The organism is Mesorhizobium sp. M0045, assembly GCF_040323385.1.
In the GTDB taxonomy this organism is placed as follows: domain Bacteria; phylum Pseudomonadota; class Alphaproteobacteria; order Rhizobiales; family Rhizobiaceae; genus Mesorhizobium.
In genome coordinates this window covers 1-15239 of sequence record NZ_JAMYUY010000022.1, presented here as the reverse complement: position 1 = coordinate 15239, position 15239 = coordinate 1, and the positions used below count along the sequence as shown (strand labels likewise).

Below are 15239 nucleotides of genomic sequence, written 5' to 3'. Positions count from 1 at the left end.
TTTGTGGAGGAATTTCGATGACGATCAGTGCGGATGCGCGGGAATTGGCAGCGCTGCGGTCGCTCTCCGCCGAGATCGGCAGCGACCCGCATCTGACCCAGGCCGCCGGCGGCAACACCTCGCTGAAAGCCGGTGACACGCTCTGGATCAAGGCCTCCGGCACTTGGCTGAAGGACGCGCTCACCGCGGACATCATGGTGCCGGTCAGCATCCCGCCATTGCTCTACGCCATCGAACGACGCGACCCGACAGCCGAACAGCCACAGGCCTTCACTGTCGGCGCGCTCAATCCGCGCGGCTTGCGCCCGTCGATCGAGACCACCGTACATGCGCTGATGCCGCAGCGCATCGTTCTGCATGTCCACTGCGTCGAGACCATTTCGCTGGCCGTGCAGGCCGACTGCGAGACCGAGGCCGCCAGGCGGCTCGACGGCCACCAATGGGCGTATGTTCCCTATCGCCGGCCGGGGCTGCCGCTCGCCCAGGGCATCGCCGAGCGCCTTCGGCCAGGCGTGGATATCCTGATCCTCGGCAATCACGGCCTGGTCGTTGCTGCCGACACCGTCGCTGAGGCAGGCATGCTGCTGCGCCGCGTAACCCGGCTGTTGGCACGGCCGCCGCGCCAGGTGGCTGAGCCGGACACCGCGGCATTGATGGCGCGCGCCGGCGACAGCGACTACAGATTGCCGGCGGATGTCGAGGCGCACGCGGTGGCGATCGACCTCGAAAGCTGCCGGATGGCTTCGGGCGGCAGCCTCTACCCCGACCACGTCATCTTTCTCGGCAAGGGCTCGGTCGTGGCGAGGCCGGGCGAGGGTGTGAAGCGCGTCATCGAGCGCTGCGGCGCCGCACCCGCGGCGATCCTGTTTCCCGGGCTCGGGGTGCTGATGCGCGGCGACGCGGTCGCCGGTGCCGACGCCATGCAGCGCTGCCTCGCCGACGTGACAGCGCGGGTCGATGTCGGGGCGAAGCTGAATTATCTGACAGCGGCAGAGAATGACGAACTGATCAACTGGGACGCCGAAAAATATCGCCAGAAACTCAATGCCGGAGGCAGCTGACATGCCGCATTCGTCTGGCCCGCTTGCCATCGGCATCGACATCGGTACATCCGGCGCGCGCGCCGTCGCCATGCGCCCGGACTTTTCCATTGCCGCGCATTCCGCTATTGCCCTGGAGCGATTTGGGCTGAACGGCCGCGACCCCGCCATCTGGTGGGAGGCCGTCGGCGCGACGCTGGCGGAACTGCTCAAATGTATCGATCGCGCGGCAGTGCGCTCGATCGCCGTCGACGGAACGTCGGGCACGCTGCTGCCGGTCGACGGCGCCGGGCGACCGCTGGCCGAACCGCTGATGTACAACGACAAGGTCGCTGACGACACTATTCTGACTGAAATAGCCCGCGCGGCACCGGCAACGAGCGCTGCACTCGGGGCGACGTCCGGTCTCGCCAAGGCGCTGTCTTTCCAGCACCTGCCCGGCGTCGCCGCTGTGCTGCACCAGGCCGACTGGATCGCCGGACAGTTCTCCGGCCGCTTCGATGGCAGCGACGAAAACAACGCATTGAAAACCGGCTACGATATCGAAACCCGCCGCTGGCCGGACTGGATCGCGGCCACCGGAATGCGCATGGAATTGCTGCCTGGCGTCGTGCGGCCGGGCGATGTCACGGGTACGCTCACCGCCAGCGCCGCGAAAATGTTCGGCCTGCCGCGTGACCTGGTCGTGGTCGCCGGCACCACCGATGGCTGTGCGTCGTTCCTGGCAACCGGCGCGACCGCGGCGGGCGACGGCGTCACTGCGCTCGGCTCATCGCTGACCATCAAGATTCTCTCCGACCGGCCGATCTCGGCGCCGCAATTCGGCATCTACAGCCATCGGCTGGGTGACACCTACCTGGCGGGCGGCGCCTCGAACTCCGGCGGCAAGGTTCTGGCCCAGCATTTCCCCGTCGCCCGCATTGTCGAACTCAGCAAAAAAATCGACCCGGCGACCGAAACCGGTCTCGACTATTACCCGCTGCCGGCGCCGGGCGAACGCTTCCCCATAGCCGATCCGGCCTTGCCGCCGCGCCTCGAGCCGCGGCCCGCCGACGACGCCGATTATTTGAAAGCGATGCTCGAGGGTATTGCGGCGATCGAAGCGCTCGGCTATCGCCGGCTTGCCGAACTCGGGGCACCCCGGCTGACATCGGTCAGGAGCGTCGGCGGCGGAGCGGCCAATCCGGCCTGGACGGCAATCCGGCAGCGCAAGCTTGGCGTCGCTCTCGTGCCGGCTCTTTCGGAGGAGGCCGCCGCCGGCACGGCGCGGCTGGCGCTGATGGGCGCTAGCGCAGCGGAGCTTTTATGACGGCCAAGGCAATTCAGCACCTCGACGGCATCGCCGCGCTGGCCGAGCGCTATCAGGTATTCCTGCTCGACCAATTTGGTGTGCTGCACGACGGCACCAGCGCCTATCCAGGCGCTGTCGAGGCCTTGTCGGCACTCAAGCGTGCCGGCAAGACCATCGTGCTGATCTCGAATTCCGGCAAGCGGGCGCAACCCAATGAGCGCCGCCTGCTGAAGCTCGGCTTCGAACCGGGAAGCTGGGATCACTTTGTCTCATCCGGCGAGGTGGCGTGGCGCTCCTTCCATCAAATGGCGGCATCCGGCGCCCTGCGCCCGCAGACAAAATGCCTGCTGATCCGCCGCGACAATGACCGTTCGGCTGTCGACGGCCTGCCCTTCGTCCTGGCCAAGGACGGCGACGATGCAGAACTGGTGCTGATTTCCGCCAGCGAGGGCGATCGCTACGACCTCGACCACTATCGCCGGCTTCTTGGTCCGGCGGCCGCGCGCCGGGTGCCATGCTTCTGCACCAATCCCGACAAGATCATGCTGACTGCCGTCGGCCCTCGCTTCGGCGCCGGCCGGCTCGCCGATCTCTATGAGAGCCTCGGCGGCAGCGTGGCGCGCATCGGCAAGCCCAATCCGCAGATATTCGAGGCAGCGCTGGCACTGGCGGGTCACCCGGAGCGCGACAGCGTGGTCTGCGTCGGCGACAGCGTCGAGCACGACATCGCCGGCGGCAACGGCGTCGGCGTCGCGACGACGCTGGTCCTGTCGGGCATATTGGCGGGGGCTCCAGACCTGGACAACGTTTTCGCCGCGCTCAACGCCCGTCCCGACTACATCGCGGATAGCTTCAGGTTTCGTTGAGTTGTTAAGGCGAGACAAAGCTAATCGAGGTTGAAACGCCCGATAACCGGCACGTGGTCCGAGGGCCGTTCCCAGCCGCGTGCCGGCCGCAGGATTTCGTAGCCGGCAAAATGCGGCACCAGGTTTGGCGACGACCAGATATGGTCGAGGCGGCGGCCACGATTTGAGGCCTGCCAATCCTGGGCGCGATAGCTCCACCAGGTGTAGAGTTTCTCCTCATAGGGCACATTGAGCCGCATCAGGTCGACCCAGTCGCCGGAGAGCCGCATCGCCTCGAAATTTTCCGTCTCGACCGGCGTATGGCTGACGACATTGAGGAGCTGCTTGTGCGACCAGACATCGTGCTCGAGCGGCGCGATGTTGAGGTCGCCGACCAGGATCGAGCCGGAGTGCTCGTCATGCTCGGCCCGCACGGCGTTCATCTCGGCAACGAAATCGAGCTTGTGCTTGAACTTTCGGTTGACGGCCGGGTCGGGCTCATCGCCGCCGGCCGGAACGTAGAAATTGTGCAGCAGGATCGTTTTGCCGCCGGCCTTGACGGTGACCGACAGATGCCGGCTGTCGTCGATCTCGCAGAAGCGGCGCTTTTCGACCACCTCGATCGGACGGCGCGCTATGGTCGCAACACCGTGATAGCCCTTCTGGCCATGGAAGGCGATGTGCTCGTAGCCGAGCTCGCGGAACGCCTTCTCCGGAAACAATTCGTCCGGAACCTTGGTTTCCTGCAGGCAGAGCACGTCCGGCGCCTGCTCGACCAGCAGGCGCTCGACGATCGGAATGCGCAGCCGAACGGAGTTGATGTTCCAGGTAGCGACGGAAAACGGCATGTGGGGTTCCGGACAACGCAAGATCCACCGGATGGCTCCGACGGAAGTCAATCGCGGAAATTACTGCCAGCCGCGCACCGCAAAAACAAGCCGCCCGCACCAACGCGCAAAAGCCATCCCGCAGCAGTAGAAAGTTACCGCGTCCTGGTGTTCAGCTCGCGGTTCGCCGTATAATCGATAGCGAAGGTGTCGGGGGCGAAGCTGACGCCCTCCTTGGTGTTGAAGATCATCACCGTTGTGTCCTTGCCTTGCGCATCGGTGATGGTCCACTGCCGCAATTCATAGGATTTCGGATCGAACATCATCGTGATCTTCGAATTGCCGAACACTGATTTGTCGGCAAGCTGGATGGTGGTGAGATCGTTTTCTTCCTTGACGCTTCTGACGCGTCCGCCCGAGAGATCGATCTTGTCGTCGAGCAGCAGCTTCAGCGGCGTCTTCGACAGCGGGTAGAGGTCGGAGGTCCGCAGTTTCTTGTTGAGGATGACCACCGACTTGCCGTCGGAAATCACCCTGAAATTCGAGGCGCCGTCATAATTGAAGCGGATCTTGCCCGGCCGTTCCAGAAAGAACTTGCCGCCGGTCTGCTCGCCCTTGGGCCCGAACTGCACGAACTCGCCGCTCATCGATTTGACCGAGGAGAAATGATCGGCGATCTTCTGCGCCGTCGCCGGAACCGCTGCTTGCGCCGACGCCAGCAGCTGGAAGCCGGGCACGACATTGGCGGCCGCCGCACCGGCCAGGACCAGACCGAGGCCGAGCACCTGCCGGCGGGTTGGGGCGAAATCCCTTTTTGGGGCGAGAGTTGCGTTTTTCATGCCGGTCACCATCATCTGATTGCTTGCTCGTTATATTGGTCTGGCCCCCCAGTTGGGCTTAAGTTTGGCGGGCCCCACGGCGCTCATCGTTGCAACGCGCCAAAAGGTTCAAAGTTGCCGGCGCGGATGTGCTCTAGAACTTGTCGTCCTCCGTCGGCACCAGGATTTCGCGTTTTCCGGCATGGTTGGCCGGGCCGACAATGCCTTCCTTCTCCATCTTCTCGATGATCGAGGCGGCGCGGTTGTAGCCGATGCCGAGCCGGCGCTGGATGTAGCTGGTCGAGGCCTTGCCGTCGCGCAGCACCACCGCAACCGCCTGGTCGTAGGGATCGTCGGAATCCTCGAAATTGCCGCCGTCGCCGCCGCCACTGCCTTTGCCCGTCGGCTCGTCGTCATCCTTGTCGTCGTCCTCCGTGATGGCGTCGAGATATTCCGGCACGCCCTGCAGCTTCAGATGCGCGACGATCTTCTCCACCTCGTCGTCGGAGACGAAGGGACCGTGCACGCGCTGGATGCGGCCGCCGCCGGCCATGTAGAGCATATCGCCCATGCCGAGCAGCTGTTCGGCGCCCTGCTCGCCCAGGATGGTGCGGCTGTCGATCTTCGATGTCACCTGGAACGAGATACGGGTCGGGAAATTCGCCTTGATGGTGCCGGTGATGACGTCGACCGACGGCCGCTGCGTTGCCATAATGACATGGATGCCGGCGGCGCGCGCCATCTGCGCCAGGCGCTGCACCGCGCCTTCGATGTCCTTGCCGGCGACCATCATCAAATCGGCCATCTCGTCGATGATGACGACGATGTAGGGCATCGGCTCGAGGTCGAGGTTCTCCGTCTCGTAGATCGCTTCGCCGGTCTGGCGGTCGAAGCCGGTCTGCACGGTGCGGGAGATCCTTTCGCCCTTTTTCTCGGCCTGCTGCACGCGCGCGTTGAAGCCGTCGATGTTGCGAACGCCGACCTTCGACATCTTGCGGTAGCGGTCCTCCATCTCGCGCACGGTCCATTTCAGCGCCACCACCGCCTTCTTCGGATCGGTGACCACCGGCGTCAGAAGGTGCGGGATGCCGTCATAGACCGAGAGTTCCAGCATCTTTGGATCGATCATGATCAGCCGGCAGTCCTGCGGCGTCAGCCGATAGAGCAGCGACAGGATCATGGTGTTGATGGCGACGGACTTGCCCGAGCCGGTGGTACCGGCAACCAGCACGTGCGGCATTTTGGCGATGTCGACGATCACCGCCTCGCCATTGATGGTCTTGCCCAGCGCCAGCGCCAGCTTGGCCTTGGTGGTCTCGAAATCGCGGCTGGCCATGATCTCGCGCAAATAGACGGTCTCGCGCCTGGCGTTCGGCAATTCGATGCCGATGGCATTGCGGCCCGGCACCACGGCGACACGGCAGGCGATGGCGCTCATCGAGCGGGCAATGTCGTCGGACAGGCCGATGACCCGCGACGATTTGATGCCGGGCGCCGGTTCCAACTCGTAGAGCGTGACGACCGGACCCGGACGCACATGGATGATTTCGCCTTTGACGCCGAAATCCTCCAGCACGCCCTCGAGCAGGCGGGCGTTCTGCTCCAGCGCGTCCTTGGACAGGCTTGCGTCGCGCACCACGTTCTTCGGTTCCGATAGGAAATGCAGCGACGGCATCTCGAATTTCTCCGAGCCGATCAGCGACGTCTGCGCCTCGCGCTGGACGCGGGCGCCTGGTGCCGGCCGCGGCGCCGGCGCCTCGACGCGCGTCGCCGCGTCGGAGCGGAAGTTCTGCACCTTTGCCGTCGGCGCGGCGCGGCGCTGGCTGGCCGGCTCGGGCGCGAAATCCATGTCGTCATTGTCGTCGTTGTCGAAGACGTCGGCATCGTCGGGGTCGATCGAGGCACTGCGGTCGTTGACCATGGCGGCGAAGAATTCCGGCTCGACGCGGGCGCGCCCGCCCGGGCTCATCCGCGCCTCGGCGAACTCGGCCGATTCGACCCGTTCGGCCGCCCGCCGCCAGGCGCTGGGGCGCGGTTCCATCTCCGGTTCGAAATCGTCGCGCTCGCGCCGACGCGCGGCGCGGCGGCGCAGATAGGCCCGCAGCGACAGCCACCAGTGGGTGATGGCGCCAAGTGCCAATATGCCTTCGTCGCCCTCGTCCTCTTCATTGTCGAAAAGCAGGTCGTCCTGCGGATCGGGCACTGCAGGCTGTTCGAGGACGGCAAAGCCGTTCTTGCGCGAAATCAGCGCCGAGCCATACAAGAATACCCACAGCGCCGGCGCTGCCAGGAGCACGGCGAGCACGCTGGCGACGAGGCCGGTCGGATAGCCGCCGATGATGAGGCCCGGAATATTGAGCACCATATCGCCGAATACGCCGCCGAGGCCGGTCGGCAGCGGCCAGGTCTTGGGCGGCACCACGCAGCCGGCGATTGCTGCGCCAAGCAGCGAAAACCCGAACCAGGCGAGCGCCCGTTTCGGCAGCCTGTCGACGCCGCGCGCGGTAAACAGCAGAAATCCCCAGATCACCGCCGGCACCAACGCCGCAACCGCCGCAAGTCCGAAGAACTGCATGGCGATGTCGGAAAATACGGCGCCCGCATAACCCATTGCATTGGTGACGACGTTGTCGGTGGCATGCGAAAAGCTCGGATCGGCGACGTTCCAGGTGGCAAGGGCGGCGACGCCGAAGCCAACCAGAGCAAACAGCCCGGCACCGACCAGCCGCCCGACCTGGCGCCTTGCGAACGCCCGGATGCCGTGCCCCGTATCGGCCAGCGCAAGCGGTGCTGAAGCCCCTGAACGCATGCTCTTCCTCGTCTGTCGTTGCCCGGCCGGGCGCGGACGCGCAACACGGCAGATTCGGCTGTCAGACTAGCGGCTGGAAGGTTAAGGGCGCATTAACCATGGGCATTCTGCGTCACCGGAACGGGCGACCGCCACCACAGTTCGGAGCCGCCGCGGCCGATGTTTCACGCCGCCGGCGGATCGAGCACCTTGATCAAGCGACCGCGATCGAGCCATCACGGCCATCCGCGCGCAAAAAAGAGGCCCGGAAGGTTTCCGGGCCTCAAGGCGTGAGTCCTTTCGGGAGCGTCACGACGGGATCTTCCCGGCACCGGCAAAACGCCGATGCCGGCCAATGCCTTTACGGCACCACTTCGCCGTGCTGGCTGATGTCGAGGCCTTCGACCTCTTCCTGGGTGGAAGGACGCAGGCCGACCAGCGCCTTGACGATGTAGAGGATCACGAAGCTCGCGATCGCGGTCCACAGGATGGTGAAGACGATACCGTAGAGCTGCTTGCCGACAGAGGCGCCCGAGCCGAGGCTGTTGATCGCCGGATCCGCGAGCACGCCGGTCAGCAATGCACCGATGATGCCGCCGATGCCGTGCACGCCGAATGCATCGAGCGAGTCGTCATAGCCGAACGCGTGCTTGAGCTTGACGGCCGAGACGTAGCACAGCACGCCGGCGACGATGCCGACGATGAAGGCGCCGGTCGGATTGACGAAGCCGGAAGCCGGCGTCACCGCGACGAGGCCAGCGACGGCGCCCGAGATGATGCCGAGAACGCTCGGCTTCTTGGCGACGATCCATTCGGCGAACATCCAGGCGAGCGCCGCAGCGGCAGCGGCAACCTGGGTGTTCAGCATCGCGGCACCGGCAAGGCCGTCGGCGGCCAGTTCCGAACCGGCGTTGAAGCCGAACCAGCCGACCCACAGCAGCGAAGCACCGATTACGGAGTAGACGAGGTTGTGCGGCGCCATGTTGGTGGTGCCGTAGCCTTCACGCTTGCCGAGAACCAGCGCGCAGACCAGGCCGGCAACACCGGCATTGATGTGAACGACAGTGCCGCCGGCGAAATCGAGAACGCCGGCTGTGCCGAGGAAGCCGCCGCCCCACACCCAGTGCGCGATCGGGGCATAGACCACCAGCAGCCACGCCCCCATGAAGATGAGCAGCGCCGAGAACTTCATGCGTTCGGCGAAGGCGCCGGCAATCAGCGCCGGCGTGATGATGGCGAAGGTCATCTGGAACATCGAGAAGACGAACTCAGGGATGTTCGCCACGCCCGGCAGCCACAGCGACGAGGTGGTGATGCCGTTGTGGAAGAACTTCGAGAAGCCGCCGAGATAGGCATTCATGCCGCCGCCATCCGAGAAGGCCAGCGAGTAGCCGAACATGAACCACAGCACCGTCACCAGGCAGGTGATGGCAAAGCTCTGCATGATGGTGGCGAGCACGTTCTTCTTGCGCACCATGCCGCCATAAAACAGCGCCAGGCCCGGTATGGTCATCATCAGCACCAGCGCCGTCGAGGTCAGCATCCAAGCGGTGTTGCCGGTGTCGAGCGCGGGCGCTGGGGCAGCCGGTGCTGCCGGTGCCGCTTCCTGCGCGAACGCAGCAACCGTGCCCAGTGCAGCGAGAGCGAGCGAGCCCAAAACGGCCGCGCGTCCCGTTATCTTCAAGGTGGAAGGAATATTCATTGAACTCTCCATTGGAATACGTATCGGCGGCTCAAAGCGCGTCGGTGTCTGTTTCGCCGGTGCGAATTCGCACCGCCTGGTCGATGCCGAAAACGAAGATCTTGCCGTCGCCGATCTGGCCGGTCTTGGCCGCCGCGGTGATGGCTTCGACGGCCTTGTCGACCATGTCGACAGCGACCGCGACTTCGATCTTGATCTTCGGCAGGAAGCTGACCGCGTATTCCGCCCCGCGATAGATTTCCGTGTGCCCCTTCTGGCGTCCGTAGCCTTTTACTTCGGTGACGGTCAGGCCCTGGATGCCGACCGCGGTGAGCGCCTCGCGCACCTCGTCGAGCTTGAACGGCTTTATGATTGCCATCACGATCTTCATAAGGTTTCACCCTTTGCTGTTGCGGGTCCCCGCGTTTTGCACGACTTCGCCGATCCCCATGAGAGCCGGAGAGTGCCCGCTAGGATTCAAGCTCCGTGCCAATTGCCGAAGCAGGGTGTTAAGCTGTTGTTAAACAACGAAATCGGGAAGGTTTGCCGACTGCCTGTTCACAGTCGCGGCAGTGCATATGATTAAAAAATAGGCAAATTTCGAAAAATGCCTACTCCGCAGGCGGTCGCTTCAGCCGGATGAGTCCTTCTTGGGCAACCGAGGCGATCAACGTGCCGTCGCGGGCAAACAGCGAGCCGCGGGTAAAACCGCGTGATCCTTGCGTCGACGGGCTGTCTTGCGTGTACAGCATCCAGTCGTCGAGTGGATGGCTGCGATGGAACCACATGGCGTGGTCGAGGCTCGCCGCCTGGATATCGCGATCGAAAATGGCGCGGCCATGGGCGAAGGTCGAGGTGTCGAGCAGCGTCATGTCGGAGAGGTAAGCGAGCACAGCCGCCCGCGTGGCGCGATCGGCCGGCACCGGACCGGTGGTGCGGATCCAGATGTTCTGCTTCGGCTCGAGCTTTTCCCGGCTGGTATAGTGCTTCAGCATCACCGGCTTCATCTCGATCGGCCGGTCGCGCTCCCAATAGCGCTTGATGCCCTCGGGCACCGCTTCGCCGAACTTGCCCAGCAATTCGCGTTGCGACAGCAACGTGTCGGGCGCCGGCACGTCCTGCGGCATCGGCACCTGATGTTCCAGGCCGACTTCATCCTGCTGGAACGAGGCTTCCAGCGAAAAGATCGCCTGGCCGTGCTGGATCGCCACGACGCGGCGCGTGGTGAAGGAGCCGCCGTCACGGATGCGGTCGACCTCGTAGATGATCGGCACCTTGGTGTCGCCCGGCCGCATGAAATAGCCATGCAGTGAGTGCACATGGCGCTCGGGCTCGACCGTTCGCTGTGCGGCGACCAGCGCCTGGGCGATGGTCTGGCCGCCGAAGATGCGCTGCCAGTCGAGCTTGGGGCTGCGACCACGATACAGGTTGTGTTCTAGCTGCTCGAGGTCGAGAATGCCGAGAAGCTCGTCCATGGCTGCCGTCATCTTGACCTCGCCGCAAAATTACCATGGCGGTTTCCGACAGGAACAGCGGGCAGTCAAGGGCGGAAAGCCCGGCGACGGTCAGGCTGCGAAAGGAATTGCCATGGTGGACAGCAAGAATTCGCTCGACGTTCTTGTCGCCGGCGCCGGTTATGTCGGCCTGGCCGCCGCCGTATCGCTGAAGCAGGCGCGGCCGAGCCTTGCCGTTGCCGTCGTTGATGCAGCACCCGCCGGGGTCTGGCGGAAGGACGGCCGCGCCTCGGCGATTGCCGCCGCAGCGTGCCGCATGCTCGACCAGCTCGGCGTCTGGAGCGAGATCGCGCCGGAGGCGCAGGCGATCACCGAAATGATCGTCACTGATTCGCGCACATCCGATCCGGTCCGCCCGGTGTTCCTCACTTTCGATGGCGAGGTCGCGCCCGGCGAACCCTTTGCGCACATGGTCGCCAACAAGGATTTGAACGGCGCCTTGCGCCGGCGCGCCGAACAACTCGGCATCGGCATCATCGAAGGCGTCGCCGTCAGCGCCTTCGACATCAACGGCGCCGGCATAACCGTGCATCTTGCCGACGGCGCGACGCTGAAGGCGCGGCTGCTGGTTGCCGCCGACGGCGTCAATTCGAAGCTGCGCGACATGGCCGGCATCAAAACGGTGAAATGGGAGTATGGCCAGTCCGGCATCGTCTGCACGGTGGCGCATGAGCGGCCGCACAACGGCCGCGCCGAAGAGCATTTCCTTCCCGCAGGCCCGTTTGCCACGCTGCCGCTCAAGCCGGGCAAGGACGGCACCAACCGCTCGTCGATCGTCTGGGTCGAACGGTCGCAGGATGCCGACAAGCTGGTCAGTGGCGACACCCTGGTCCTGGAATATGAGCTCGAGCAGCGTTTTGGCCTGAAACTCGGCGAAATCCATATCGCCGACAAGCCGCGTGCCTGGCCGCTTGGGCTGATCATTGCGCGCGCCTTCGTCGCGCCGCGCATCGCCTTGGCCGGCGACGCCGCCCACGGCATCCACCCGATCGCCGGCCAGGGTCTGAATCTCGGCTTCAAGGACGTGGCGGCGCTAGCCGAAGTGGTGGTCGAGGCCGACCGGCTCGGCCAGGACATCGGCGCGCTGGACGTGCTTGAGCGCTACCAGCAATGGCGGCGTTTCGACACGGTGCAGATGGGCATCACCACCGATGTGCTGAACCGGCTGTTTTCCAACGATTTCGGCCCGCTGCGCACTTTGCGCGACATCGGCCTCGGCCTTGTCCAGCGCATGCCGCGGCTGAAGGGGTTCTTCATCCGCCAGGCGTCGGGTCTGTCCGGCGACACGCCGAAACTGTTGAAGGGCGAGGCGATCTAGGCCCGGCAAGCGCGCGCGTTTTACTGGCGTTCGGTCAGTTGACCTCAAAGCCTAGCTTCTGGCGCAGCCGGAGCATGCGCTGGTCGGGAATCGGCAGGTTTTGTCCACCAGCTTCCGCCGCACGGCTGACCATTCGCAGCAGATCGTTCCTTTCAGCTGCGTCGAGCCGTTCGCGCAGGAACGGTGCCAGCTTGTCGATGACGACCGTGGCGTCGTCGATTTGCGATGCCGCCCATTTGGCGTAGATCACGGCTTCATCGGTCTGCTTTTTGTCCGCGATCTCCGAGATCACCGATCGAATGGCGGCTTCGCGTTGCGGCAGCACAGGACCATGCTCGGAAACAATCGCGGTGATCAGCGTCGCGGCGGCGACGACCGGATCGTCGATCGCCGTCAGCGGCGAGAGCGCCGCCTGCTTGCGCAGCTTCTTGCGGCGGATATTGCCCTGGACGCGGCCAACGACGTCGGCAACCTCACGCGCCGCGTCGTTCATGATCTTCAGCCGGTACCACCAGAATGCCGCTGCCCCCAGCAGGCCAATTGCAGCAATCAATATATGCATACCCCAAGATCCCCAATCTCGGGCGACGATAGGAGAAGTATTGCTTCGCTTCAACACGCAAAAGTTGCATCGCTCGAAGAAAACGAAAGCCTGCGCCAGTCATCGGCCGCCATCACTTTGCCAAGGATCTTATCGGGACATCCCTACGACCCCGGCACGTTGTAGATCGCCCGCACCTCGATCGTGCCGATTTCGGCCAGCGGAATGCCGCCGGCGATCTCCAGCGCCTCGTCGAGATCCCCGGCCTCGATCATGACGAAACCGAGCAGCTGCTCCTTGGTCTCGGCGAAGGGGCCGTCGGTGACCAGCCGCTTGCCCTGGCGCCGGCGCACGGTCTTCGATGTCTTCACCGATTGCAGCGCCTGCGCGATGATCAGGCGGCCGCTTTGCGCCACCGACCTGTCATAGGCCAGCGAATCGGCGTCGAGCTTGGCCAGCCTCGCAGGCGTCATTGCGTAGAGATCTTTTTCTTCACCGTAGACCAGGCAAACGTATCTCATCTTTACCTCCATTCCTGGGTTGGACCGTAGGGCGAGGCGACGGACACGTCAGCTGGGCCTTTGGCCGCTGCATAGTCGAGAAAGGACACCGCAATGCCGATGATGGCAATCGCCGCAAGCAGCCGGCCGAAGCCGGAAGGCCGCAGGCGCGACCAGTCGGCTTGTTGTTCACCGGCTCTGTGGCTGGTCCAGTGAGCAGAAAACAGATTGTTCATGTGGTCCTCCATCCGGCCACCAATTGCATGGCCGCCCGCAGGACGGCCGGGACAGATGGAAGTCGACATTTTTGCACGCGTATTTTTTCGAATTTTTTTCGCTCGACATGATGTGTCACGCTGCCGCCGATACGAAAGCGTGGGTGGCCTTCGCTCCGGCGCGCGCTATAGTCGACCGGACGCCGACTACGGGCTCAATCACGACAATCAAGGAGGAATTGATGGACCGCACCGCCAACGCCGTTTGGAAAGGCAGTTTCAAGGAAGGCAAAGGCACGCTCGATACCCAGAGCGGGACGCTGAAAGGCACGCCCTATTCGGCCAAGATGCGTTTCGAGGACGAGAGCGGCAAATCCGGCACCAACCCGGAAGAGCTGATCGCCGCCGCCCATGCCGGCTGCTTTGCCATGCAACTTGCGCATCTTCTTGCCGAGAACGGCACTCCGGCTACCGAGCTCGACGCCAAGGCCGTGGTGACACTGGTCCCCGGCACCGGCATCACCGGCAGCGCGATCACGCTGGTCGGCAAGGTACCGGGCATCGATGCCGCCAAATTCCAGGAACTAGCCGAAAAAGCCAAGGGCGGATGCCCGGTCTCGAAGGCGCTCGGCGCCATCAAGGTATCGCTCGACGCCAGACTTGGCTGACGGGCGAGGTTCGGGGCAATCGCTTCAGACAGATGGACCCAATTGTCTTGGACGCCAATTGTTGAAGCGGACGCTGGCCCTCATTGCCCTGCCGGGCATTTCTCCCCGTATAGTGACGGGGAGAAAGAAGCTGGCCGCAGCCGCGGCACCCTTCTTGCAACGCTAACTATTGGGCGAAACCATCGATGAGAGCGTCCTCTCCCCGTCACCATACGGGGAGAGGTCGCCGGTAGGGGCAGCGCTAGCCGATCGAAAGCGGCAACGAACATGTCACCTTGAGGGCGCTGTCCGCCAACGTCTCGAAAATCCTTATCGCCCATCGCCGGTCAGCGCATCCAGGCGGGCGCGCAATGCCGCGACCTCCTCCTCGAGGGCCTGCACGCGCGTCTCCAGATCCGAGGCCGGCGAGGACGATTGCAGGGGCGCTGCTGCAGTCGACAACTGCACCGGCCCGCTGAGCAGATGGACATAGCGATCCTCGCGCTGGCCGGGGCCGCGATCGATCTGCTGCACCAGCGGCGGCCTTCGGCCGATCAGCAGATCGAGATTGCCGCGAAGCTCGTCGATCGACGGCAACCGCGCCAGGCGCTCGCTTCGCGCCAGCAATTCATAGGCCGTCTGCGGGCCGCGCAGCAACAACAGGCCGAGCAGCGCGATCTGCGCCGAGGTCAGGGAAAAGCGCTGCGCCACGACATGCTCATAGCGCTCGACGCGCGACGCGAACACCTGCCTGACGAGGCCCTTCTGCTCGAGCTGGCCAAGCGCCCGTCTGACCTCGGCAAGCTCGACCGACATTACCGGCTCGCGCGCCGTTTTCTGGTTGGCGGCCGCATGTGCCGCATTGAGCGTCAGCGGATAGACGTCCGGCGTCAGTTCCTTCTTCTCGATCAGGCAGCCGAGGACGCGCGCTTCGATGGGAGAGAGGATGGGAAGGTCGGAGTCGGTCATTAGATCGGCTATCCTTCTGAGGCCGGAGGGACAGCACCCCCCTCTGTCCTGCCGGACATCTCCCCCGCAAGGGGGGAGATCGGCAGCTTCAACGCTGTGCGTCCATTCTTGCAATGGTGGAGATTAGCGAAAGCCAAGATGACGGCCAATCTCCCCCTTGCGGGCAGGGCTATCGCATATGAGTGATGGCATTGATGAGATAGTCGTCGTTCCAGGCGCATTTCTTGATGCGATGGCTGATGGGG

General features: G+C 64.2%; 15 protein-coding genes. 5 read left to right on the top strand and 10 right to left on the bottom strand.

Features of this window, described 5'->3' with window-relative positions; genetic code table 11:
• Positions 1–17 precede the first annotated feature (17 nt).
• From NKJ72_RS25870 to NKJ72_RS25860, 3 genes are read left to right on the top strand one after another with little or no spacing between them, the layout of a single operon-like run.
• Entirely contained in the window at positions 18–1061 is a 1044-nt protein-coding gene (locus tag NKJ72_RS25870; protein WP_352479982.1) for a class II aldolase/adducin family protein, read from the top strand.
• A gap of 1 nt (position 1062) precedes the next feature.
• Positions 1063–2349, top strand: coding sequence for an FGGY-family carbohydrate kinase (locus NKJ72_RS25865; protein ID WP_352479981.1), 1287 nt, complete (start codon positions 1063–1065; stop codon positions 2347–2349).
• Positions 2346–3197 (top strand): TIGR01459 family HAD-type hydrolase, encoded by an 852-nt coding sequence (locus tag NKJ72_RS25860; RefSeq protein WP_352479980.1) that lies wholly within the window; start codon positions 2346–2348, stop codon positions 3195–3197. The genes NKJ72_RS25865 and NKJ72_RS25860 overlap by 4 nt, the downstream gene beginning before the upstream one ends.
• A 20-nt stretch (positions 3198–3217) precedes the next feature.
• On the opposite strand, the gene NKJ72_RS25855 is transcribed toward NKJ72_RS25860, so the two are convergent.
• The 6 genes from NKJ72_RS25855 to tesB form a co-directional block, all read right to left on the bottom strand.
• On the bottom strand, positions 3218–4024 hold the full coding sequence (locus NKJ72_RS25855; protein WP_352479979.1) for an exodeoxyribonuclease III: 807 nt from the start codon (positions 4022–4024) through the stop codon (positions 3218–3220).
• Between the two features lie 134 nt (positions 4025–4158).
• Positions 4159–4842 carry an outer membrane lipoprotein carrier protein LolA gene (locus tag NKJ72_RS25850; RefSeq protein ID WP_352479978.1) on the bottom strand — a complete coding sequence of 228 codons (684 nt, stop codon included), beginning with the start codon at positions 4840–4842 and terminating at the stop codon, positions 4159–4161.
• 133 nt (positions 4843–4975) lie between these two features.
• The gene (locus tag NKJ72_RS25845) at positions 4976–7630 is read right to left on the bottom strand and encodes an FtsK/SpoIIIE family DNA translocase (protein WP_352479977.1); all 2655 of its coding nucleotides are present in this window, start codon (positions 7628–7630) and stop codon (positions 4976–4978) included.
• Between the two features lie 340 nt (positions 7631–7970).
• On the bottom strand, positions 7971–9293 hold the full coding sequence (locus tag NKJ72_RS25840; protein WP_352480032.1) for an ammonium transporter: 1323 nt from the start codon (positions 9291–9293) through the stop codon (positions 7971–7973).
• Positions 9294–9342: 49 nt separating this feature from the next.
• A complete protein-coding gene (locus NKJ72_RS25835; RefSeq protein ID WP_023679755.1) occupies positions 9343–9681 on the bottom strand; it encodes a P-II family nitrogen regulator in 339 nt (112 codons plus the stop codon).
• A 220-nt stretch (positions 9682–9901) separates the two neighbouring features.
• Positions 9902–10777 (bottom strand): acyl-CoA thioesterase II, encoded by an 876-nt coding sequence (tesB, locus tag NKJ72_RS25830; RefSeq protein WP_352479976.1) that lies wholly within the window; start codon positions 10775–10777, stop codon positions 9902–9904.
• A 100-nt stretch (positions 10778–10877) separates the two neighbouring features.
• On the opposite strand from tesB, the gene NKJ72_RS25825 reads away from it, so the two are divergent.
• Positions 10878–12122 carry a ubiquinone biosynthesis hydroxylase gene (locus NKJ72_RS25825; protein ID WP_352480031.1) on the top strand — a complete coding sequence of 415 codons (1245 nt, stop codon included), beginning with the start codon at positions 10878–10880 and terminating at the stop codon, positions 12120–12122.
• Positions 12123–12156: 34 nt separating this feature from the next.
• Here the strand turns inward: NKJ72_RS25825 and NKJ72_RS25820 are convergent, their stop codons facing one another.
• The 3 genes from NKJ72_RS25820 to NKJ72_RS25810 form a co-directional block, all read right to left on the bottom strand.
• On the bottom strand, positions 12157–12684 hold the full coding sequence (locus NKJ72_RS25820) for a hypothetical protein (RefSeq protein ID WP_352479975.1): 528 nt from the start codon (positions 12682–12684) through the stop codon (positions 12157–12159).
• A 143-nt stretch (positions 12685–12827) separates the two neighbouring features.
• Entirely contained in the window at positions 12828–13184 is a 357-nt protein-coding gene (locus NKJ72_RS25815) for a YciI family protein (protein ID WP_352479974.1), read from the bottom strand.
• Between the two features lie 2 nt (positions 13185–13186).
• Positions 13187–13399: a hypothetical protein gene (locus NKJ72_RS25810; RefSeq protein ID WP_352479973.1), complete on the bottom strand. Its 213-nt coding sequence runs from the start codon at positions 13397–13399 to the stop codon at positions 13187–13189.
• Positions 13400–13620: 221 nt separating this feature from the next.
• On the opposite strand from NKJ72_RS25810, the gene NKJ72_RS25805 reads away from it, so the two are divergent.
• Positions 13621–14046 (top strand): OsmC family protein, encoded by a 426-nt coding sequence (locus NKJ72_RS25805; protein WP_254817821.1) that lies wholly within the window; start codon positions 13621–13623, stop codon positions 14044–14046.
• 309 nt (positions 14047–14355) lie between these two features.
• Here NKJ72_RS25805 and NKJ72_RS25800 read toward each other — a convergent pair whose 3' ends face one another.
• The gene (locus tag NKJ72_RS25800) at positions 14356–14994 is read right to left on the bottom strand and encodes a YceH family protein (protein WP_352479972.1); all 639 of its coding nucleotides are present in this window, start codon (positions 14992–14994) and stop codon (positions 14356–14358) included.
• Between the last annotated feature and the right edge of the window lie 245 nt (positions 14995–15239).

What these genes read in the sequence shown, in the direction of transcription:
- NKJ72_RS25870 (WP_352479982.1), top strand. Translation starts at nt 18, where the DNA reads ATGACGATCAGTGCGGATGCGCGGGAATTGGCAGCGCTGCGGTCGCTC.
- NKJ72_RS25865 (WP_352479981.1), top strand. Translation starts at nt 1,063, where the DNA reads ATGCCGCATTCGTCTGGCCCGCTTGCCATCGGCATCGACATCGGTACA.
- NKJ72_RS25860 (WP_352479980.1), top strand. Translation starts at nt 2,346, where the DNA reads ATGACGGCCAAGGCAATTCAGCACCTCGACGGCATCGCCGCGCTGGCC.
- NKJ72_RS25855 (WP_352479979.1), bottom strand. Translation starts at nt 4,024, where the DNA reads ATGCCGTTTTCCGTCGCTACCTGGAACATCAACTCCGTTCGGCTGCGC.
- NKJ72_RS25850 (WP_352479978.1), bottom strand. Translation starts at nt 4,842, where the DNA reads ATGAAAAACGCAACTCTCGCCCCAAAAAGGGATTTCGCCCCAACCCGC.
- NKJ72_RS25845 (WP_352479977.1), bottom strand. Translation starts at nt 7,630, where the DNA reads ATGCGTTCAGGGGCTTCAGCACCGCTTGCGCTGGCCGATACGGGGCAC.
- NKJ72_RS25835 (WP_023679755.1), bottom strand. Translation starts at nt 9,681, where the DNA reads ATGAAGATCGTGATGGCAATCATAAAGCCGTTCAAGCTCGACGAGGTG.
- tesB (WP_352479976.1), bottom strand. Translation starts at nt 10,777, where the DNA reads ATGACGGCAGCCATGGACGAGCTTCTCGGCATTCTCGACCTCGAGCAG.
- NKJ72_RS25825 (WP_352480031.1), top strand. Translation starts at nt 10,878, where the DNA reads ATGGTGGACAGCAAGAATTCGCTCGACGTTCTTGTCGCCGGCGCCGGT.
- NKJ72_RS25820 (WP_352479975.1), bottom strand. Translation starts at nt 12,684, where the DNA reads ATGCATATATTGATTGCTGCAATTGGCCTGCTGGGGGCAGCGGCATTC.
- NKJ72_RS25815 (WP_352479974.1), bottom strand. Translation starts at nt 13,184, where the DNA reads ATGAGATACGTTTGCCTGGTCTACGGTGAAGAAAAAGATCTCTACGCA.
- NKJ72_RS25810 (WP_352479973.1), bottom strand. Translation starts at nt 13,399, where the DNA reads ATGAACAATCTGTTTTCTGCTCACTGGACCAGCCACAGAGCCGGTGAA.
- NKJ72_RS25805 (WP_254817821.1), top strand. Translation starts at nt 13,621, where the DNA reads ATGGACCGCACCGCCAACGCCGTTTGGAAAGGCAGTTTCAAGGAAGGC.
- NKJ72_RS25800 (WP_352479972.1), bottom strand. Translation starts at nt 14,994, where the DNA reads ATGACCGACTCCGACCTTCCCATCCTCTCTCCCATCGAAGCGCGCGTC.